The organism is Hymenobacter aerilatus, from assembly GCF_022921095.1.
Taxonomy (GTDB): Bacteria; Bacteroidota; Bacteroidia; order Cytophagales; family Hymenobacteraceae; genus Hymenobacter; species Hymenobacter aerilatus.
The window spans coordinates 4,373,596-4,393,787 of the sequence record NZ_CP095053.1 but is presented as its reverse complement, the minus strand read 5'-3'; the positions used below and the strand labels follow the sequence as shown (position 1 = coordinate 4,393,787).

General features: G+C 54.6%; 18 protein-coding genes and 3 rRNA genes. 9 read left to right on the top strand and 12 right to left on the bottom strand.

Features of this window, described 5'->3' with window-relative positions; genetic code table 11:
• The first annotated feature begins 15 nt into the window (after nucleotides 1-15).
• Nucleotides 16-825, top strand: coding sequence for a DUF4382 domain-containing protein (locus MUN82_RS18410; RefSeq protein ID WP_245092773.1), 810 nt, complete (start codon nucleotides 16-18; stop codon nucleotides 823-825).
• A 56-nt stretch (nucleotides 826-881) separates the two neighbouring features.
• Here the strand turns inward: MUN82_RS18410 and MUN82_RS18405 are convergent, their stop codons facing one another.
• From MUN82_RS18405 to fumC, 6 genes are all read right to left on the bottom strand, one after another.
• Nucleotides 882-1,514: a thioredoxin family protein gene (locus MUN82_RS18405; RefSeq protein WP_245092771.1), complete on the bottom strand. Its 633-nt coding sequence runs from the start codon at nucleotides 1,512-1,514 to the stop codon at nucleotides 882-884.
• A 101-nt stretch (nucleotides 1,515-1,615) separates the two neighbouring features.
• Nucleotides 1,616-2,110: a DinB family protein gene (locus MUN82_RS18400; protein ID WP_245092769.1), complete on the bottom strand. Its 495-nt coding sequence runs from the start codon at nucleotides 2,108-2,110 to the stop codon at nucleotides 1,616-1,618.
• 128 nt (nucleotides 2,111-2,238) lie between these two features.
• Nucleotides 2,239-2,700 carry a DUF6970 domain-containing protein gene (locus MUN82_RS18395; RefSeq protein WP_245092768.1) on the bottom strand — a complete coding sequence of 154 codons (462 nt, stop codon included), beginning with the start codon at nucleotides 2,698-2,700 and terminating at the stop codon, nucleotides 2,239-2,241.
• Nucleotides 2,701-2,808: 108 nt separating this feature from the next.
• A complete protein-coding gene (locus MUN82_RS18390; RefSeq protein WP_245092766.1) occupies nucleotides 2,809-3,204 on the bottom strand; it encodes a diacylglycerol kinase family protein in 396 nt (131 codons plus the stop codon).
• Nucleotides 3,197-3,793: a GNAT family N-acetyltransferase gene (locus MUN82_RS18385; RefSeq protein ID WP_245092764.1), complete on the bottom strand. Its 597-nt coding sequence runs from the start codon at nucleotides 3,791-3,793 to the stop codon at nucleotides 3,197-3,199. The genes MUN82_RS18390 and MUN82_RS18385 overlap by 8 nt, the downstream gene beginning before the upstream one ends.
• Nucleotides 3,794-3,898: 105 nt before the next feature.
• The gene (gene fumC, locus MUN82_RS18380; RefSeq protein WP_245092762.1) at nucleotides 3,899-5,302 is read right to left on the bottom strand and encodes a class II fumarate hydratase; all 1,404 of its coding nucleotides are present in this window, start codon (nucleotides 5,300-5,302) and stop codon (nucleotides 3,899-3,901) included.
• Between the two features lie 290 nt (nucleotides 5,303-5,592).
• Here fumC and MUN82_RS18375 point away from each other — a divergent pair, with 290 nt between their 5' ends.
• Nucleotides 5,593-5,817, top strand: a complete 225-nt coding sequence (locus tag MUN82_RS18375) for a hypothetical protein (RefSeq protein WP_245092760.1) — start codon at nucleotides 5,593-5,595, stop codon at nucleotides 5,815-5,817.
• A gap of 57 nt (nucleotides 5,818-5,874) precedes the next feature.
• Here MUN82_RS18375 and MUN82_RS22560 read toward each other — a convergent pair whose 3' ends face one another.
• The 6 genes from MUN82_RS22560 to MUN82_RS18345 form a co-directional block, all read right to left on the bottom strand.
• Nucleotides 5,875-7,164 (bottom strand): TonB family protein, encoded by a 1,290-nt coding sequence (locus tag MUN82_RS22560; protein ID WP_511184979.1) that lies wholly within the window; start codon nucleotides 7,162-7,164, stop codon nucleotides 5,875-5,877.
• Nucleotides 7,165-7,174: 10 nt separating this feature from the next.
• Nucleotides 7,175-7,816 (bottom strand): RNA polymerase sigma factor, encoded by a 642-nt coding sequence (locus MUN82_RS18365; RefSeq protein WP_245092757.1) that lies wholly within the window; start codon nucleotides 7,814-7,816, stop codon nucleotides 7,175-7,177.
• A gap of 82 nt (nucleotides 7,817-7,898) precedes the next feature.
• Nucleotides 7,899-8,327, bottom strand: coding sequence for a DUF4890 domain-containing protein (locus tag MUN82_RS18360; protein ID WP_245092755.1), 429 nt, complete (start codon nucleotides 8,325-8,327; stop codon nucleotides 7,899-7,901).
• A 260-nt stretch (nucleotides 8,328-8,587) separates the two neighbouring features.
• A 5S ribosomal RNA gene (gene rrf, locus MUN82_RS18355) occupies nucleotides 8,588-8,699 on the bottom strand.
• Between the two features lie 87 nt (nucleotides 8,700-8,786).
• Nucleotides 8,787-11,693, bottom strand: a 23S ribosomal RNA gene (locus MUN82_RS18350).
• Between the two features lie 240 nt (nucleotides 11,694-11,933).
• Nucleotides 11,934-13,448, bottom strand: a 16S ribosomal RNA gene (locus MUN82_RS18345).
• The 16S, 23S and 5S rRNA genes sit together here, the layout of an rRNA operon.
• Before the next feature lie 829 nt (nucleotides 13,449-14,277).
• Between MUN82_RS18345 and MUN82_RS18340 the strand changes: the two genes are divergently transcribed.
• The 7 genes from MUN82_RS18340 to MUN82_RS18310 all read left to right on the top strand — a co-directional run bounded on the left by MUN82_RS18340 (nucleotide 14,278) and on the right by MUN82_RS18310 (nucleotide 20,189).
• A complete protein-coding gene (locus MUN82_RS18340) occupies nucleotides 14,278-15,237 on the top strand; it encodes an MBL fold metallo-hydrolase (RefSeq protein ID WP_245092754.1) in 960 nt (319 codons plus the stop codon).
• A gap of 126 nt (nucleotides 15,238-15,363) precedes the next feature.
• A complete protein-coding gene (locus MUN82_RS18335) occupies nucleotides 15,364-15,960 on the top strand; it encodes a pseudouridine synthase (RefSeq protein ID WP_245092753.1) in 597 nt (198 codons plus the stop codon).
• A gap of 163 nt (nucleotides 15,961-16,123) precedes the next feature.
• Nucleotides 16,124-16,585: a cold-shock protein gene (locus MUN82_RS18330; RefSeq protein ID WP_187320512.1), complete on the top strand. Its 462-nt coding sequence runs from the start codon at nucleotides 16,124-16,126 to the stop codon at nucleotides 16,583-16,585.
• An 86-nt stretch (nucleotides 16,586-16,671) separates the two neighbouring features.
• A complete protein-coding gene (gene rlmF / locus MUN82_RS18325) occupies nucleotides 16,672-17,658 on the top strand; it encodes a 23S rRNA (adenine(1618)-N(6))-methyltransferase RlmF (protein ID WP_245092752.1) in 987 nt (328 codons plus the stop codon).
• Between the two features lie 113 nt (nucleotides 17,659-17,771).
• Entirely contained in the window at nucleotides 17,772-19,418 is a 1,647-nt protein-coding gene (locus tag MUN82_RS18320; RefSeq protein WP_245092751.1) for a hypothetical protein, read from the top strand.
• A gap of 55 nt (nucleotides 19,419-19,473) precedes the next feature.
• The gene (locus tag MUN82_RS18315) at nucleotides 19,474-20,019 is read left to right on the top strand and encodes an SMI1/KNR4 family protein (protein WP_245092750.1); all 546 of its coding nucleotides are present in this window, start codon (nucleotides 19,474-19,476) and stop codon (nucleotides 20,017-20,019) included.
• Nucleotides 20,016-20,189 (top strand): hypothetical protein, encoded by a 174-nt coding sequence (locus tag MUN82_RS18310; RefSeq protein WP_245092749.1) that lies wholly within the window; start codon nucleotides 20,016-20,018, stop codon nucleotides 20,187-20,189. The genes MUN82_RS18315 and MUN82_RS18310 overlap by 4 nt, the downstream gene beginning before the upstream one ends.
• The last annotated feature ends 3 nt before the right edge of the window (nucleotides 20,190-20,192 follow it).

Genomic DNA, 20,192 nt, shown 5'->3' with positions numbered 1-20,192 from the left:
TTACCTGATTACTGTATGAAGGCAACTCGTTTGTTTCCGCTGGCTGTAGCGGCGCTCTTGGCGCTAGGAGGTTGTAGCAAGGACTCTAGCAGCAACATGGCCAAGATGGAAGTGCTTCTGGCAGATGCTCCTGGCGACTTCAGCGCCGTAGTGCTGGACGTGCAGCAAGTACAAATCCATGCGACTGATACCAACGATGAAAACGGCTGGCAAACCTTGCCCATGCTGAAGGCTGGTCAGTACAACGTATTGGATTTCGTGAATGGCCGCTCGGCCTTGCTGGCCAGTGCCGATTTCCCGCCCGGCCGTGTTTCGCAGATCCGACTGGTGCTGGGTGCCAACAACTACGTGGTTACCCGCGACGGTACGCGCTACGCCTTGAAAACGCCAAGCGCGCAAACCTCAGGGCTCAAGCTGAAAATAGACGCGGACCTAACGCAGGATGTCACGTACACTGTCCTCCTGGATTTTGATGTGGCCAAGTCCATTGTGGAGCGCGGCAACGGCAACAAGGCCGACAAAGACCGTTTTTTGCTGAAGCCTGTTATCCGGGCCATCACCACGGCTGTGGCAGGCGGCATCAAGGGTAGCGTAACGCCTACCACAGCACAGCCGCAAGTACTGGCCATCCGCACCTCTACGGTGCCCAACGACACACTCAGCACCTTCGCCGACGCCTCGGGTGGATTCCTGCTGCGTGGCGTACCGGCTGGTACTTACCGCGTCGAATTCTTTGCGCCTTTGCCTCTGAAAAATGTAGTACGCACTGGCATAAATGTCACCAATACGCAGGTTACCAATCTGGGCAACGTCGATTTAAAATAGTTCTTTGTCTTTTCCAACATAAAAGGCCGTTGTGCACTGCACAACGGCCTTTTATGTTATCGGGGTAGGCTTTGCAGCAGCTCCAGCATTTCCTGTTGCAAGGTCTGAGTTTTATCGTGGGCGTACCAGGTATGGATTTGCGTAACGTATTCCTCATGCGAAAGGCCTTCCGCTTTTAAACGGAGCAGCAACTCCTGCGCTGGTGCAGGGCGCGGGCCCCATTGGGCTACTTCCTTCAGCGTATCGGCGCGGAGCACGATGAGCCGCGGAATAGCGCGGCTGGTACCCGTAAGGTAACGGTCCATCAGGTCTAGGTTTTCGTCGCGCAGTAGGTAGCGGGTGCGGATGTTGCCGGCCGAGGCCTCAGCCACATGTTCTAGTACGGGCACAATTTGGGCCGCATCGCCACACCAACCTTCGGTTAAAATCAGCCATACCAGGGGGTAGGGCACGTGTACGGCAGCATCGGCCAGGGCAGGCAACACGTGGGTGGTTTTGTCGAGGCGCGACATGCGCTGCTCGTTCAGCTTAGTATACTGCACCAGCTCCTCGGTTTGCTGCGGGCCAGTGGTTTTGCCTTGGGCCAGTAGGTCGTCTACCAACTGGCGGTAGGCAGTGTAGGAGTAAGAGGCCTCCAGGCGCTCGAGCGGAAGAACGGGGGTAGGCGTGGGTGGTGAGAAATCAGACATTGCGAGATAGAAGAGAGATGAAAAACGGAATTGCTACCCTTTAAACAGCAAAAGCCCCTTCCGGGATGAGCAGAAGGGGCAAAAAATAGCTGATCAGTTGGTTACAGACTTACTACCTGCCCAGCGTCGAGCTGGCGGCAATAGGTGATGAAGTCAGTATTGATGGGCTCGAGGCCCGCATCGCGCATTTTGATGGCTACCTGTCCGCGGTGGTAGTTGGCGTGCACGGGCATGTGCGTGAAGATGTCCGATACCACGCTCGTGAAGCCGTCGCCGGCCGAGTTGGTGTAGGTGATGGTGCGGCTCAGCTCGGCCTCGTCGGCAGCGCGCACCATACCCAGCCAGCGCTCCGAGGTTTGCTCGTGCATGCGGTGCAGCTCTTCCAACGGGTGCTCCTGCCATACTTTCACGGGGCTGGGCGTGTTGGTGAGGCGGCCAATCCAGATATACTGCGCGTTGAGCACGTGGCTGAACAGGCGTAGGATGTTGGCGGGAATAGGCTGGCCGGTTTCGGCAACGGTTTTATCGAGATGGCGCAGCAGCGTGTCGTTGGCCCACACATTGTATACGGCGAGCTTTTCGTTGGTATTGATCATGAGGTGAAGTTGTGAATTTTTGAAGTTGTGAGTTGGTGAAGTGGGGAGTGGAGTTGAGCAGTTCTTGTTTTATTTTTTGCAAAGCACGCCAACAGAACCTCAACTTCATTACTCATTATCTCATTATTTCACCGCTGGTCGGTCCAGACGAGCACACCGCCGGTGCGGCGCTTTTCGAAGTCGGGGCAGTTGCCGTCGCCTTTGCCGGTGAGGCCGCCGTCGGGGTGACACAGGACTTTACCGTCCGTGTCGTACAACGTGCTGAACTGATCGGCTCCGCTGCTGGTCTCATAGTATACCGTCTGACCACGGTATTTGTAGCGGTATACCTGGGCAGGCGGATTCAGCTGCTTCGTCGACTGAATTTTTTGAATACGCGTATCGAGCCAACCAGGGCGGCGGGCGGTGTCCAGCGGCATATCATTATTTGGCACGGGCACCACTGTATTGGCGCTGGTGGGCGACGGCGTTGAAAACGGCTGCGCCAAACCGTTATTAGGGTCGGCAGTGGGAGTATTCACATCAACCCGGCTGCATGCCGCGCCAGAAAGAAGAGTAGCTGCTAACAGCAGTGTGTAGGAAAGACGCATAGGACGATACGCAACGAGCCGTGAGGAAAAGCATGCGTAGGCATGCCACTGCTGGATTTACGCCAATGTGATGCAATGGTTCGTCCTGCGGCCTACCCTATGCGTCTTTTAGGGTAGCAGCCGCGGCACAAAAATCAGCAGCCCGACTACTAGCGCGCCTAGTGCGGCTAGCAGCACCGCGGCAGCAGCCACATCTTTGGCTTTGCCCGCCAGCGGGTGGTAGTCCGGCGAAACCAGGTCTACTACGGCTTCTACGGCCGTATTCACCAGCTCGGCGCTCCACACGGTGCCCACGGCGGCGGCCACCAAAGCCCACTCTATGCGCGTGATATCAAAGTAGAGCCCCAGCCCTATTACCACCACCGTAGCCAGGGCATGAAAGCGCAAGTGCACCTCGGAGCGCAACGCCGCCCCTACCCCCCGAAAGGCGTGCCCAAAGCTGGCAATGCGCTTGCGTAGCATAGACTGCCGCTGTGCCTGATCAGAAGCAGATGGTTCAGCCACGGCTATCGAACTCGTGAAAAACGGTTTGGCGCAGCTCGTCCCACTCCGGCCGCAAGATGCTGTAGTATACCGTGTCGCGGCGCTGGCCGTTGGGTAGGGCCATATGGCTACGCAACGTGCCTTCCTCGGTGGCACCCATGCGCACCATTGCCTCACGCGACTTCTGGTTGCGGGCATCCGTTTTCAACTCTACCCGCTCGCAATCCAGCTCGCCAAAGGCGTAGTGCAGCAGCAGGTGCTTAGCGGCCCGATTGATGCCGGTGCGCTGAAATTCCGTGCCCAGCCACGTCCACCCAATTTCCAGGCGGCGGTCGGCCAGCACAATGTTGCCGTAACTGGTGCAGCCCGCAATACGCCCGGTTTCGCGGTCGATAATCACGAAGGGGTAGCGCTGTTTGTCGACTCGCGCCCGAATGCTCTGGGCCACGTAGGCAGCCAATTCTACGTTGTTACGCGGGGCTAGCGTAGTCATATAGCGCCAGATTTCGTCCTCAAAAGCGATGCGCTTGAGGTACTCAAAGTCTGATGATTCGAGGGGGCGCAGCCGTACGCGGTTATTTTCGAGGATGACGTCGCGGGAATACTCCATAGGCGGGTAGGGCAAGGATGGTTTTGTAAAGATGCCGAAAAAAGAAAAGCCGCCCCGCCAGGGTAGGCAGAGCGGCTTTTCTGACGCATGTTAAAATACGCTGTATTACTTCGGCAGGTCGCCTACCATATCCTCAGGCTTCAGCCACTCGTCGAATTGCTCGGCCGTGAGGTAGCCCAGTTGCAAGGCGGTTTCCTTGAGGGTAGAACCGTTTTTGTGGGCTGTCTGGGCAATTTCGGCGGCTTTGTAGTAGCCAATGTGCGGGTTTAGGGCCGTCACCAGCATCAGTGATGAATCGACGTGCTTCTTGATGTTGGCTTCAATGGGCTCGATACCCACGGCGCACTTATCATTAAACGACACACACACGTCGCCAATCAAGCGGGCCGAATGCAGGAAGTTGTAGATCATCACCGGCTTGAACACATTCAGCTCGAAGTGACCCATGGAGCCACCCACCGAAATGGCCACATCATTGCCGAGCACCTGTGCGGCTACCATCGTCATAGCCTCGCACTGGGTTGGGTTCACCTTGCCGGGCATGATACTGGAGCCGGGCTCGTTGTCGGGGATATGCAGTTCACCAATGCCAGCGCGGGGGCCGCTGCTCAGCATGCGCACGTCGTTGGCAATTTTCATCAGCGCTACCGCCACCGTTTTTAGGGCACCATGGGCTTCCACAATGGCATCGTGGGCAGCCAGGGCCTCAAACTTATTTTCGGCCGTCACGAAGGGTAGGCCCGTGAGGTCGGCAATGTACTTGGCCACGTTTTCGGAATAGCCAGCGGGCGTGTTAATGCCCGTGCCTACGGCCGTACCGCCCAGTGCCAGCTCCGAGAGGTGGGCCAGTGTATTCTTGATAGCCCGCAGGCCGTGGTCGAGCTGCGATACGTAGCCCGAAAACTCTTGGCCCAGCGTGAGCGGCGTGGCATCCATGAAGTGCGTGCGGCCAATTTTCACCACATGCATAAACTTCTCCGACTTCGCCTTCAGCGTGTCGCGCAGCTTCTCGATGCCGGGGATGGTAGTTTCGACTAGAATCTGGTAGGCAGCAATGTGCATAGCCGTCGGGAAGGTGTCGTTGCTCGACTGCGACTTGTTCACATCGTCGTTCGGAGCCAGCACTTTCTTCTCGTCGGTAAGGCTACCACCCTGCAGCACATGGCCACGGTAGGCCACTACCTCGTTCATGTTCATGTTCGACTGCGTGCCCGAGCCCGTTTGCCATACCACCAGCGGAAACTGATCGGCCAGTTCACCAGCCAGAATTTCGTCGCAGACTTTGCCAATCAGTTCGGCTTTATCGGCGGGTAGTACACCAGCATCGCGGTTGGTGAGAGCTGCGGCCTTCTTAAGGTAGGCAAACGCGCGGATGATTTCCTTGGGCATCCGGTTGATGTCCTGGGCAATCTGAAAATTCTCGATAGAACGCTGGGTCTGAGCGCCCCAATAGGCATCAACGGGAACCTGCACAGTGCCCATGGTATCCTTCTCGGTACGAAACTGCATAAAAGCTGAAGAGCTAGGTGGAGAATTGATTACGCGGTAAAAGTACGCAACGACAGCTACCCACCACGGTTGTACCCCGACCATTTGCCACAAAGCTGCGTACAAGCATACAGCGGCCTCTAGCTGCCGAGTGCGCGTACCAACTGCTATTCTCCGGAAAAGCATCAAAGAATAGTAAGCAACTCGCCCTTGTCAGCTAGCGCAACACTACTTTTTAACAGCTTGGGCTTCTGCACTAGAGGCCAGCCATGTACCAGATCAGTATCAAACTCACATCAAGTACAACATCCATGAGCCAGCACCCCACCAACAAGGATCAAGAAAACGAAAAATCCATTGCTGCTGCCAACGGCATAGTAGGCAACACCACTCACGAAGACGATTCCTATATTCAAGCGCCCGAAGGTGTACTGAGCGATTATAGCGACGTAGAGGTAGAAAAGCGAGACCTACCCGAAACCCATACGCCTGGCAGCGCCACTACGCCCGAAAACGGCGGCGGCTACAGTGGCTAGATATAACTGCGTTTTTTGACAAAAGCCGCCTGGAAGGTTCTTCCAGGCGGCTTTTGTCTACAGATGATCTTCTAGTCGAAAGGGAATACTGATACGGACAGGGTGTGCCACCCGGCGACCATTTCGAATGGCTGGAAACCACTTCGGTCCTTCGCGCAGCAGCCGTATGGCTTCGCTATCAATTTCCTCCGATACTTTGCGTAGTACTTTAACATCCTGCACCGTGCCATCAGTGGCTACCGTGAAGCTCAATTGCACAGTGCCTTCTTTTCGGTCTTCTAAAGCTTTAGTGGGGTAGTCCAGCGAGTCTTTCAAGTACTGCCTGAACAACGGGTACCCACCCGCGGGTAGGGCATCGACGGCTGCTGGAGCAGGTGCCTTTTCGCGACGCACCTTTACGACCTCATTTAACTGCTGAGAATCGGGTGTTAGAGCCAATGTGATGTGCGTAGCCGTATCCCGGTTCAGGGGTTGCTGACGAGTTAGAAACCCCAAAGACGATACATTGATCTGCGTGACTGGCTCGGGTAGCCGCAGGGCAAACGTACCATCAGCGGCGGTAGCCGTGCTAGCGGCAGCGCCAATAGCCCGCACGGTAGCGCCGGGTAGGGGCTGCCCCTGCGTGTCAAGGATGCGGCCACGCACCAAGCGCATTGCTTCTGCCACCGAATCGGCTTGTACTACCTGTTGCTCATCCATATTCGGCAGCTTCTGAGCCGAACGAGCAAGTGCGGGGGCTCCAGCCACCTCCAATTCGGATGAACTTACCGAACTTGACATAGCTAGCGCCTCATCGTCACGTTTCATACTACCAGCAACAATAGCGCTGCGACGCTTTGCTCTTACCACTGCGGCACGGCGCAACGGCTGCCCTGGTGTTTTCGCTTTCTGCAATTGTTCTGGAACGACCAAAGATGGGCTAGCCACAGCCTTCTCCGCCGACGCTATGGCAGGTAGGGCTGCCTTTGGTGTAATAGATCGTATTCTGGTAATAGCTGGAGCAACTGTTGTTGCTGGTTGTCGTTGTTGCATACCAAACCAAAGGGCTACACTCAGCATCACAAGTAGCGCCGCTGCTGCTGCCATCGGTCGCCAGGGCCATACCACCCGCGTAGTAGCTTCTGGCTGCCCTACTCGCGCTTGTAAACGCTGCCGCAGTCCAGCCACAGCGTGGTTCGTAGTAGCGGCATCAGATAGCATCAGCCCATCTAAAATATCAGCACAACGGCTGCATACCGACGTGTGCCTTTCTACCCTATACTGCTCGCTAGCCGATAATGTACCGGCAGCATACTGCTGCAACAAGGGCAGTGATAAGTGTACCTCCCGTGGGCCAGAGTGCTGCATAGGAGGCAAGTTAGCGGCGGACATTGGGGGTAGCAGTAGGCGGAGCCGTAGACTCCAGGTAACGTTTCAGGTTGCGCTTACCATTTTGCAAGTGGCTTTTCACTTGTTTCAGATCAAAACCCGTTTCCTCAGCAATGTCACGGTAGCATTTCTTTTCCAGAAAAAATAGCTCCAAACAACGACGCTGATCCAAAGGTAGCTCTACCAAAGCCTGCTCTAATGCTTGCAGCCGCTGCTCAGTTAGGGATGAATCGGCGTCTTCTATTTCCAATAGATGCCAATGAGCGGCCGATTCCACATCAGCCGCATCCGGAAAATGTACGACCAAGGCTCCTCCAGCTGCAGGTCCAGCGCGCTGTTTAGCACGTAAAATCATCAAACAATGATTACGCGCCGTAGCATGTAGCCACGCCAGAAAGTTACTCACTTCGTGTTGACGCAGTTTGATCACAAGTTGTTCAAACAACTGCATCACGGCATCTTCTGCCTCTTCATCGGGTTGGAGATAGCGACGGCATACAGCGAATACTTCTGTAAGATGCCGGTCATATACCGTTCCCAAATCAGCAACATCGCCATGTAGCCTGTAACGTCGCAGCAATTCCTCATCGGATAGCGCAGCAGGCGAAATAGAACGACGACGAAAAAACATACAAGAAAGGCGTACTAAACCTCTAAGCTACCTCATTCCATCATATATAGAAGGAACGCCAGCTAACTTGTAATAAGTGACTTTATTGGGCTTGTCGTGCTCGCATCTGCTCTTGCATCGAACGTTTCTTCAATTGGTACTGTCGAAATTGTTCAGGTGTTAAAGCTGCCTTTAGTTGACTTTCAGAAGAAGTATTGATGCGTTTTAATTCTGTCAGGAGTGCTGTGCGGTTATTCGTATTTTTTTGTTGTGCGTCCTTCACCTGCTCCACCGTAGACGAAAGAATAGCTCGAACACGTACTTGCTGATCAGGCCGCAATTTCAGCTCCTCCGTCATCACATCTGTTAGATCACGTGCCCGTGCCACCGACACTCCAGTAGAAGTCGCAGGCGCAGCCGAAGTAGGTGCCGCTTCAACTACAGCAGCAGTCTTTGCTTTATTGCGGCGGGCACAGCTAAACGTCAATGATGAAAGAAGTGCCAAGGACAGAAAAATACGAGAAACAGACATACAGAATAATTGGGAGTGTGTCCCCCATACGTGAAAGAGCCTACTCGTGGTTATTTCTTATTCTTTTAGGCAGCCAATGTCTTATCCCATATACACAAGCACATCTTGGAGCTTAGTTTCACTCGACACGCGGCAGACGCAGAGTCACTAGCCCAAGAGAATAACCACGGGTGGTAGAGGAGCGATGGGCTAAAATGCGGGAGGCCCCGGCCGCATCCTGTTAGTCAGGACGCGGGCCGGGGCCTCGCGACAGTAAATAAAGTTGGCGGCGACCTACTCTCCCGCCGGTGAAGGCAGTACCATGGGCGCTCCGGGGCTTAACGACTCTGTTCGGAATGGGAAGAGGTGAACACCCGGGCTACAGCCACCATTGCTGGTGTGGTTGGCTCGTGTTCAGTGAGCACAACAACAAAATCGTTGACGCAGGTAACGGGTAAGAAGAAAACAGGTGAGCTTGCTTTGCAGAAGCGCTCGAGTCATTAGTACGCCTCAGCTTCGCTATTTCTAGCCTTAGACCTGGCGCCTATCCACGTGGTCGTCTACCACGACTCTTCTATTGGGAGATCTCATCTTCAGGTGAGTTTCGCACTTAGATGCTTTCAGCGCTTATCTCATCCCAGCGTCGCTACCCGGCGCTGCAGCTGGCGCCACAACCGGTGCACGAGCGGCTGGTCCATCCCGGTCCTCTCGTACTAAAGACAGGTCCTGTCAAATCTCCAACGCCCACCACAGATAGGGACCGAACTGTCTCACGACGTTCTGAACCCAGCTCGCGTGCCACTTTAATCGGCGAACAGCCGAACCCTTGGGACCTTCTCCAGCCCCAGGACGTGACGAGCCGACATCGAGGTGCCAAACCTCCCCGTCGATATGAGCTCTTGGGGGAGATCAGCCTGTTATCCCCGGCGTACCTTTTATCCTTTGAGCGATGGCCCTTCCATGCGGAACCACCGGATCACTATATCCGTCTTTCGACCCTGCTCGGCTTGTAGGCCTCACAGTCAAGCCCGCTTCTACTATTGCGCTCTACAGCCGGTTACCAAGCGGCCTGAGCGGACCTTTGAAAGCCTCCGATACTCTTTTGGAGGCGACCACCCCAGTCAAACTACCCACCAGCCACTGTTTCCGTTTCCAGATTAGGCACCGACGAACACAAGGGTGGTATTTCAACGTTGACTCCCCGATACCTAGCGATACCGGTTCACAGTCTCCCACCTATCCTACACATGTGTTAGCCAGCGTCAATGGCAAGCTATAGTAAAGGTGCACGGGGTCTTTCCGTCCCGTGGCGGGTACTCGGCATCTTCACCGAGACTACAATTTCACCGAGCTCACGGCTGAGACAGCGCCCAGATCGTTACACCATTCGTGCAGGTCGGAACTTACCCGACAAGGAATTTCGCTACCTTAGGACCGTTATAGTTACGGCCGCCGTTTACCGGGGCTTCGATTCAGACCTTCGCCTTGCGACTAAGTCCCCCTCTTAACCTTCCGGCACCGGGCAGGTGTCAGGCCTTATACTTCCGCTTACGCGTTCGCAAAGCCATGTGTTTTTGTTAAACAGTCGCCTGGGCCTTTTCACTGCGGCTTCTTGCATTGCTGCAAGGAAGCGTCCCTTCTCCCGAAGTTACAGGACCATTTTGCCGAGTTCCTTGGCCGTGATTCACTCGAGCCCCTCAGGATGCTCTCCTTGACTACCTGTGTCGGTTTGCGGTACGGGTTATCTTACAGTAAACGCTTAGTAGGTTTTCTTGGCAGTCTGATTAGGATGACTATCCCGTTGGCCGAAGCCGCCAGGTACTATCATGTTTCGGCAAAGTCGGCGGATTTACCTACCAACCCTATACCTACGCACTTTAACGGGCACTTCCGTCCGCCCGCGCATCTTTCACTCCTGCGTCACTACATCACTCCATAAAATAAGTGCTGGAATATCAACCAGCTGTCCATCGACGTAGCCTCTCGGCGTAGCCTTAGGTCCCGACTAACCCTGCTCCGATTAGCGTTGAGCAGGAAACCTTAGTCTATCGGGGGGCGGGTTTCGCACCCGCCTTATCGTTACTCATGCCTACATTTGCTTTTCTAGCTGCTCCAGCAACCCTGACAGGTCACCTTCACCGCGGCTAGAATGCTCCCCTACCACTTGCACATAATGCAAATCCATCGCTTCGGTACCGGACTTGATGCCCGCGTATTATCGATGCCCTCTCGCTCGACCAGTGAGCTGTTACGCACTCTTTAAAGGAATGGCTGCTTCCAAGCCAACCTCCTGGCTGTCAAAGCAAGTGGACCTCCTTTGTTCAACTTAGTCCGAATTTAGGGACCTTAGCGGATGGTCTGGGTTCTTTCCCTCTCGGCCGGGGACCTTAGCACCCCAGGCCTCACTGCCGGTTATATTACGTGGCATTCGGAGTTCGTCAGGATTCGGTAGGCTGTGACACCCCCTAGTCCTATCGGTAGCTCTACCTCCACGTAACTCTACACCGACGCTGTACCTAAATACATTTCGGGGAGTACGAGCTATTTCTCAGTTTGATTGGCCTTTCACCCCTACCCTCAGGTCATCCAAATCCTTTTCAACGGAAACTGGTTCGGTCCTCCAGTTGGTGTTACCCAACCTTCAACCTGCCCAAGGGTAGATCACAAAGTTTCGCGTCTACCCCCTCTGACTCTGCGCCCTATTCAGACTCGCTTTCGCTGCGGCTCCGTGCCTTCAGACACTTAACCTTGCCAGAGAGGAGTAACTCGTAGGCTCATTATGCAAAAGGCACGCTATCAGGGAACGAATCCCCTCTAACTGCTTGTAAGCACACGGTTTCAGGTTCTTTTCACTCCGGTATTCCCGGTTCTTTTCACCTTTCCCTCACGGTACTAGTTCACTATCGGTCTCTCAGGAGTATGTAGCCTTAGCGGATGGTGCCGCTGGATTCAGACAGGGTTTCTCCGGCCCCGCCCTACTCAGGAATCTTCTACCGTGAATTACCAGCTCGCCTACGGGATTCTCACCCTCTCTGATCGACTTTCCCACGTCGTTCGGCTAAAGTAACTCAATCGGATGTTGAAGTCCTACAACCCCGCGCTGGCCGTAACCAACCCGGTTTGGGCTCCTCCCCGTTCGCTCGCCACTACTAGGGGAATCATATGTTATTTTCTGTTCCTGCGGGTACTTAGATGTTTCAGTTCCCCGCGTTTGCCCCTATACTACTAAAAGTATAGGCCCTAGCACTGCATGCTAGTGGGTTGCCCCATTCGGAAATCCACGGATCAATTGGTATGTGCCCATCCCCGTAGCTTATCGCAGCTTATCACGTCCTTCATCGCCTCTGAGAGCCTAGGCATCCCCCGTGTGCCCTTTGTTACTTCTGTAACAACTACCTAAAAGGTAGTTGAGCTCCGGTCAGATATGCACTTGGCACATTGACTTTCTTTTTCTTCTTACTCGTTACACTACGTCAAAGAACGTCTGATCTCGCGTTTGAGATCAAAGGGAAAACAGCTCGTTATCGAAGCTATTTTCTAAGACCATTGAACGGCAGGAAAGACAAATGGTGTGTACAAGCGCACCAGACGCGTAGTAACTCAGTCACCGAGTCAGATCTGCTCCAGAAAGGAGGTGATCCAGCCGCACCTTCCGGTACGGCTACCTTGTTACGACTTAGCCCCAGTTACTTGTTCTACCCTAACTGGCTTCTGTGACGAGCACCAGCTTCAGGTCTACCAAACTTCCATGGCTTGACGGGCGGTGTGTACAAGGCCCGGGAACGTATTCACCGCGTCATTGCTGATACGCGATTACTAGTGATTCCAGCTTCACGGAGTCGAGTTGCAGACTCCGATCCGAACTGAGAACGGTTTTTCGAGATTGGCATCATATCGCTATGTAGCAACCCGTTGTACCGCCCATTGTAGCACGTGTGTAGCCCTAGGCGTAAGGGCCATGATGACCTGACGTCGTCCCCGCCTTCCTCACTGCTTGCGCAGGCAGTCTGTTTAGAGTCCCCGGCATAATCCGCTGGCAACTAAACATAGGGGTTGCGCTCGTTGCGGGACTTAACCCAACACCTCACGGCACGAGCTGACGACGGCCATGCAGCACCTTGCTTTGTGTCCCGAAGGAAAGGCTCATCTCTGAACCGGTCACGCGCATTCTAGCCTAGGTAAGGTTCCTCGCGTATCATCGAATTAAACCACATGCTCCACCACTTGTGCGGGCCCCCGTCAATTCCTTTGAGTTTCACTCTTGCGAGCGTACTCCCCAGGTGGGATACTTAACGCTTTCGCTAAGCCAGTAACACTCTATCGCTACCAGCGAGTATCCATCGTTTACGGCGTGGACTACCAGGGTATCTAATCCTGTTCGCTCCCCACGCTTTCGTGCCTCAGCGTCAGTGCCAGCCTAGTCAGCTGCCTACGCAATCGGGGTTCTAGATGCTATCTATGCATTTCACCGCTACAGCATCTATTCCGCCAACCTCGTCTGGACTCAAGCCCGCCAGTATCCAGGGCAGTTCCACTGTTGAGCAGTGGGCTTTCACCCCGGACTTAACGGGCCGCCTACGCACCCTTTAAACCCAATAAATCCGGACAACGCTCGCACCCTCCGTATTACCGCGGCTGCTGGCACGGAGTTAGCCGGTGCTTATTCCTCAGGTACCGTCAGTTGAGGACGCATCCCCTTTTTCTTCCCTGAGAAAAGCCGTTTACAACCCAGAAGGCCTTCATCCGGCACGCGGCATGGCTGGGTCAGCCTCTCGGCCATTGCCCAATATTCCCTACTGCTGCCTCCCGTAGGAGTCTGGCCCGTATCTCAGTGCCAGTGTGGGGGATCAGCCTCTCAGCTCCCCTAGTCATCGTCGCCATGGTGAGCCGTTACCTCGCCATCTAGCTAATGACACGCAACCCCATCCGAAACCAATAAATCTTTAACCACTAGCCGATGCCAGCTTATGGTCTTATGCGGTATTAATCCGCCTTTCGGCGGGCTATCCCCCAGTTTCGGGTAGGTTGGTTACGCGTTACGCACCCGTGCGCCACTAACGGTATTGCTACCGTCCGTTCGACTTGCATGTATTAGGCCTGCCGCTAGCGTTCATCCTGAGCCAGGATCAAACTCTCCATTGTATAAATACTTTAAGCTTACCCGCAGGTAAACCGATGTCAAGTGCTGATCCGACTCGCTTTGTGACGAGTTGTCTTTCGTCTGTTACGCTTGTCGTGAGCCGCTCGAAAGCGGCCCTTACCATTTGTCTTTTCCTGTCATTCAAAGAACGTGTGCCTCACCCTGTTGGTGAAACCGTGTGCCACCTAAACCGTGGCTCCTGTTTTCCGTTTCTCTCGAAGCGGGCTGCAAAGGTAAGCAGCTTTTCGCTAGAAGCAAGCTTTTTGCAAAACTTTTTTTCTGGCCGGCTTTCTTCGTCACCCCTTCCGGTTGAAGCGGGCTGCAAAGGTAAGCAACTTTTCTCTCGTTGCAACTACTCGGTGAAAACTTTTTTTTCAGTGTCCTCGTAGCAACCGCTTCCGGGTGAAGCGGGGTGCAAAAGTAAGAAATGTTTTTCGAAATACAAAATACGGTGGTAAACTTTTTTTCTGCTAATCCGTATTACTCAAGTTGTTTTCGCCCCTTCCTTCTGAAGTGGGTTGCAAAAGTATAAAAGCTTTTTTGCTGCGCAATGAGAAGAGAATAAAAAACTTTATTCTTTGGAATAACACGCTGATAATCTGACTGAAAAATCCAGAGATTAGCTTCTATATCCGTAAACACAGGTAGTAGAAGTGGTTAGGTGCATAGTATGGCCTGCTGTTATAGATATAAGATCCTAAGTAGAGTAGATGGTAGTGCTTGTGAACAGCCTGTACTGTAGAGTTAATCTGCTACTGTCGAGAACGGCTGGTTCACATGTGCGTAAAGGCATTACGACTTAATCCTTTTGTTCACTCTAACTTATTAGGTATGCTTTCTAACGACGCAACTAGATCGACCACTCCTGCTCTACAAGCAATAGTGCCAGGCGTAACGGGCTGGCGCAACGTATTTGTGAATCTATACTATGTATGGCCACAAGAACAAGAGGGTATGGGAGCATCTTGGGTATTGGTAGATGCCGGCCTACCAGCCTCAGCTGATTATATCCTTCAATACGCAGCGGAACTATTCGGCTCGGACAATCCACCACAGGCTATTGTGCTTACGCATGGTCACTTTGACCACGTAAGTGCTCTGCCTGATTTGCTGAAGGCTTGGCCTAAGGTACAGGTGTACGCCCACCGCTTGGAGCTGCCTTATCTTACGGGTCGCTCTTCTTATCCCGCGCCTGACCCAACTGTGGGAGGTGGTGGCATGGCCACCTTGTCTTTCCTCTACCCTAAAAAGCCACTTGATTTAGGCAGCCGGGTAGAAGCGTTGCCAGACGATGGTACAGTACCAGGTCTACCAGGCTGGCAATGGTTCCATACCCCAGGCCATACACCTGGTCATGTGTCATTCTTTCGCGAAAATGACCGCGTCCTTCTAGCAGGCGACGCTTTTACGACGGTAAAAGGGGAATCGATGCTAGCTACCTGGACGCAGAAGCAGGAAGTACACGGCCCGCCGGCTTACTTCACCCCCGATTGGGAAGCGTCGCGCCTTTCGGTAGAGCGTTTGGCGAAGCTGGAGCCGGAAGTGGCAGCTACAGGGCATGGTATTGCCATGATGGGAGATGAGTTGCGCCAGCAACTCCAGGGATTAGTAGATAATTTTCAAACGCAAGCGGTACCAGCACATGGTCGGTATGTGAAACAACCCGCAGTGGCCGATGCTTCGGGGGTAGTATCAGTACCGCCACCCGTTGTAAGCCCGTGGGTAAAAGGCTTGGCCGTAGTCGGTGTAGTCGGTCTTCTATTTACCTTACTCCGACGTAAGCAGGCGTAATAGCTCTGCTCTGTCGCTCTATCTTTAAAAACGGTCGAAGCCTTCGTAGCTTTGGCCGTTTTTTATGTAGGAGCTATTGCGCAGAGAGCATCGAATGTTGTTGCTCCTACTTTACTTGTATAATATATGGCGCATCAGCATTTTCTACTTCATAAGCCGTTTGGCTACCTCAGCCAGTTTGTATGCGAGCTAAAGAAGAAGAAATTGCTTGGCGAACTGTACGATTTTCCGGAGGGCACCATGGCCATTGGGCGCCTCGACGAGCACAGTGAAGGACTCTTATTGCTAACTACCGACGGTCGTGTGAGTGAGCAGGTGCGCGGCCGGAAGGTAGAAAAGGAGTATTACGCTCAGGTAGACGGTCTGATTACCGATGAAGCGGTAACTCAACTAGAACAAGGCGTGGAAATTGGCATCCGGGATGTGCGGTACCAAACGCTGCCTTGCGCGGTGCGCCGCTTGGAAACTGCCCCAGACTTTCCGCCTCGTACCCGCAAAATCCGCGACGACCGGCATGGCCCTACCAGCTGGGTGTCGATTACAGTAACGGAGGGCAAGTTCCGGCAGATTCGGAAGATGACGGCGGCGGCGGGGTTTCCTACCCTGCGCTTGGTGCGCGTGCGGGTAGGGGATATATGGTTGGGGGATTTAGCGGCGGGTGAGGTGCGAGAAGTGATTTCCTTTGCGCTAGATTATCAGGAGTCAGAACTGAATAACGGGTGAAATAGGCCCGTTTCGGCTTTTCATATCTAGTCAGCAGGCTAGCAAGTAGTTTCTGTAGGGTTCCGCTGAACTTTACCGGAAAGTTACCTGTACTATTGTATTCACGATTACTAATGCTTGGCTTTTCGGCCAATGCATCCACCCTATAAAGCTGGTAAAAAACATGGGTAGATCCCAAGCAACATTTGGAAAGAAAGAAAACGAGAAAAAACGCCTGAAGAAGCGGCAAGACAAAGCCGAGAAAAAGGAGGAGCGCCAAGCTAATGCCCAGAAAGGCCAAAGCCTGGACGAGATGATGGCCTACGTGGACGAGAATGGCAATATTGTAGATACTCCGCCAGATCCGAAGAAGAAGAAAGAAATCAAGACCGAGGACATTCAGATTGGCGTGGTGCGCCGGGAAGATATGGATCCGGCCGACTTAATTCGTACTGGTACCGTGACGTTCTTCAATGAGTCAAAGGGCTACGGTTTCATTAAGGATTCGGAGACGCAGGAAAGCGTGTTTGTGCACGCCAACAACTTGCGCAATCCAATCAAGGAGAATGACCGTGTGACCTTTGAAGTGGAAATGGGACCCAAAGGCCCCAGCGCTACCGACGTGAAAGCGGCCGCCGTTGCGTAAATTTACTCTCGATAAGCCCAAGCGGCTGAAGCTCCCGTAGCTTCAGCCGCTTTCTGTTTCTGGCCCCTACCCTCTACACACTACGTATGCCACAGCCATCCCACTCTGCCACTGTTCCCACCACGCTACACCCGCGCAACCGCCACCACGGCCGCTATGATTTTGTACAGCTCGTGCAGGTTTCGCCGGAGTTAGCGGCTTTTGTAGTCCCTACCCCGTCGGGTGATGCTAGCTTGAATTTTGCCGATCCAGCTGCCGTGAAGGCGCTGAACCGGGCGTTGCTCAAGCAATTCTACGGCATCCGGCAGTGGGATATTCCAGCTGGTTATCTGTGTCCGCCTATTCCTGGCCGCGCTGACTACCTGCACTACCTCGCCGACCTGCTGGTCGACCCCCACACCGGCGTGGTGCCTACGGGTAAAAGTATCCGCGTGCTGGATGTGGGGGTGGGCGCCAATTGCATCTACCCCATCATCGGGCACCACGAGTATGGATGGCGCTTTGTGGGTACCGATGTAGATATTACAGCCTTGCGTGTAGGCAAGCAGCTGGTGGCCAGCAACCCTACCCTCACAGGCGCCTTGGAGCTACGGCACCAACCCGACCACAATGCTATATTCAGTGGTGTCCTAAAACCGCGTGAGGTCTTTGATGCGACGATGTGCAACCCACCCTTCCATAGCTCGGCGGCCGAAGCCGAAACCAGCACGCGCCGCAAAGAGCGCAACCTGGGCACTAGTCGTGGTGCTCAGCCTACCCCAAACTTCGGTGGGCAGGACCGTGAGCTGTGGTACCCCGGTGGCGAGGCTACGTTTTTGTGGCGCATGGCTGAGGAAAGCGCGTTGTTCCGGGAGTCTTGCTACTGGTTTACTACCCTCGTATCGAAGAAGGAAACCTTGCCGGGCTTGTACAAGTCGCTGCAGAAGCTGGGGGCTGTGGAGGTGCGCACCATCCCAATGGCGCAAGGGCACAAGGTGAGCCGCATCGTGGCTTGGACGTTTCTGGACGCGGCGCAGCAACAGGCGTGGCGGGAAAAGCGGGGACAGGAAAACCATACAAACAAGCATAGCTAACATTTTGGGTTGTAGCTATACTCGAAGGAAGCAATGCTTTGAAGCAAACTCGTATTTTGCATTGTATTGTGCTTATACGAGTTTCTATGTTTTGCTTATCTCTTCGGGCCCTATTGTGTAGTATTATTCTGTTGCTGATTGTCCGTAGCGCCTGTGCCCAGGCTTCCCCTTCTGAAGCGGAGTTGAATATCTTCTACGACCAGTTCAACGCCTACCGCACTGCCCGCTACCAGCCCCTTCCCGACCTAGAGGCCCTGCGACTACCCTCTACCTTCTCGGGCGCCGACCTACAAGCCCTGCACCTCACGGACCGCCACATTGTGCGGGTTGATCTGGTGTACACAGCCTTCCGCCTCAACCCCACCTTTAACCAGCGCCAGCTCAACCTCAGCCGCATCCGCAACTTGGCGGCAGGGGTGCCGGGCCTGCTGCAGGACGAGTCCGTGACCTGGACGCTGGTGGAGCAAACCGGCTGCAACAGCCCCGCCGAGTGCCAGCCGTTTTTCCATGGGTTTGTGGTGTACGTGGCCCGGCACGCCACCACTGCCACCAGCCGCGCCGACCTCGACAGCCTCACGCGCAAGCTGCGCATTCTGGAAAAGAAGCGCCCCAAAGCCGGCAAGAAAGCTCCCGGCAAAAAGGTGGCCTGCAACCTGCCCGCCAGCCGCTTCAGCAACCGCCAGATGGCTCGCAGCCTGCGCCGCCTCTACCACTGCCCCCAGCGCGACGCCCAGGTGGTGAAGTTTGAGCTGACGGTAGCCGCCAATGGCACCATCCAGACGGTGAAGGTGCTGCCTACCGCTAGGCCAGTCTGCACCGCCGAGCTGGAAGAGGCCATCCGGCAGAGCGTGGCGTTCAACTCCGGCTTTCCTATTGATCGGAAGATGTTTCCCTTTAGTGCCAAAGGCGTGATACGGCTGCCCATCGGGCCCTTCCAGCTGCTGGGCGAAGCCGATATGGGCTTCACCAACTTCGCCCTCCCCGATTCGGCGGCCCGACTCTACCGCGTCTTCCTGAAAAAGAAGAACAAGCAGCACAAAAACGACTACTGCGAAGCGCGCATCACCAAGAAAGGCGGGCTGCTGGCCGCCGCGGATACCACCGCCGAAGAGCTTCCCCTGCCGCCCGATGCCAACGTGGTTACCCGCGTGATGCAGCGCCACCCTGAGTGGAGCAAGGAAGTGGTGGTGACCGATGCCACCGGCAGCATGTTCCCCTACACCTACGACCTGCTGGCCTGGCTGCAGCTCAGCGCGCTCGAAGACGAGAAAACTTTCGTGTTCTTCAACGATGGCAACGACCAGCCCGACAAAGACAAGCGCGTGGGCAAAACCGGCGGCCTCTTCCACGTGCGCACCGACAGCTACGAGGCCATCAAAAACAAGCTCATTGAAACCATGAAGGCCGGCGGGGGCGGCGACGCACCCGAAAACGACGCCGAAGCCCTGCTCTACGCCCAGCACCTCACTGGACCTGACTCCTCCCCCGACCTCATCCTGATTGCCGACAACTACACCTTCCCCCGCGACGCCAAGCTCCTCAAAAACACCTCGGCCCACGTCCGCATCATCCTCTGCGGCGTGCGCGACTACATCAACCCCAAGTACCTTGCCCTGGCCCGCCAGCACGGCTTCACCCTGCACACCATCGAGGGCGACATCGAGAACCTAAGCAAGCTGCTGGAAGGCGAAACCATCACCATCCAGGGCCAACAGTACCAAGTGACCAAGGATGGGTTTAAGCTGGTACAGAAGACGTAAGCATTATTTTTAGCTGGTATATATTATAAGCTTACCTAACCCCGGATTAACCCACATGCCGCTTTTCCAACACCTGCCCCGGCCCGTTTCGCCGGTGGCCGCCGACCTCATATACCTCGCCACCCACCGGTTGCCGGACAGCCTGGGGTTTCCGCCCTCCTACCAAACGTTCGCCAAGGAGTTTGGCTGGGGCCGCTTGGGGGAGCTATTCCTCATCTACGTACCTCTGGGCGACTACCCCGACTCTTGGCAGGTGCGCAGCCCCTGGATTAAGAAAGGAATGGATGAGTTCTACGCAGAAATAGAATATGACGACCCATTCGAATTAGAGCCCGACGGTTACGTTGGCCTGGAGAAATCGCTGCTGCCTTTTGCCATGAGTGAGAACGGCGAATACTTAGCCTGGGACATGAGCAAGCGCGGACCGGATGAGGAACTGCCCATCTATGTCCTTGCGTCGCGCCTAGCGGGAATAAGTTATGGAGGGGCCAATCTGGATGAGTTTGTTGACAATTGCCTGAGCGAGCAAAAAGTGAAGCAGGTGCTGGGAACAGGTTACTCGCCCTTACCGCCAATTTTCGAACCCTCTGCCTTAGTGTGAGCCTTAAAGTCAGCGGTAGACCTAATGCCCGCCAGCACGGCTTCACCCTGCACACCATCGAGGGCGACATCGAGAACCTAAGCAAGCTGCTGGAAGGCGAAACCATCACCATCCAGGGCCAGCAATACCAAGTGACCAAAGATGGCTTTAAGCTCGTGCAGAAGACGTAGAAA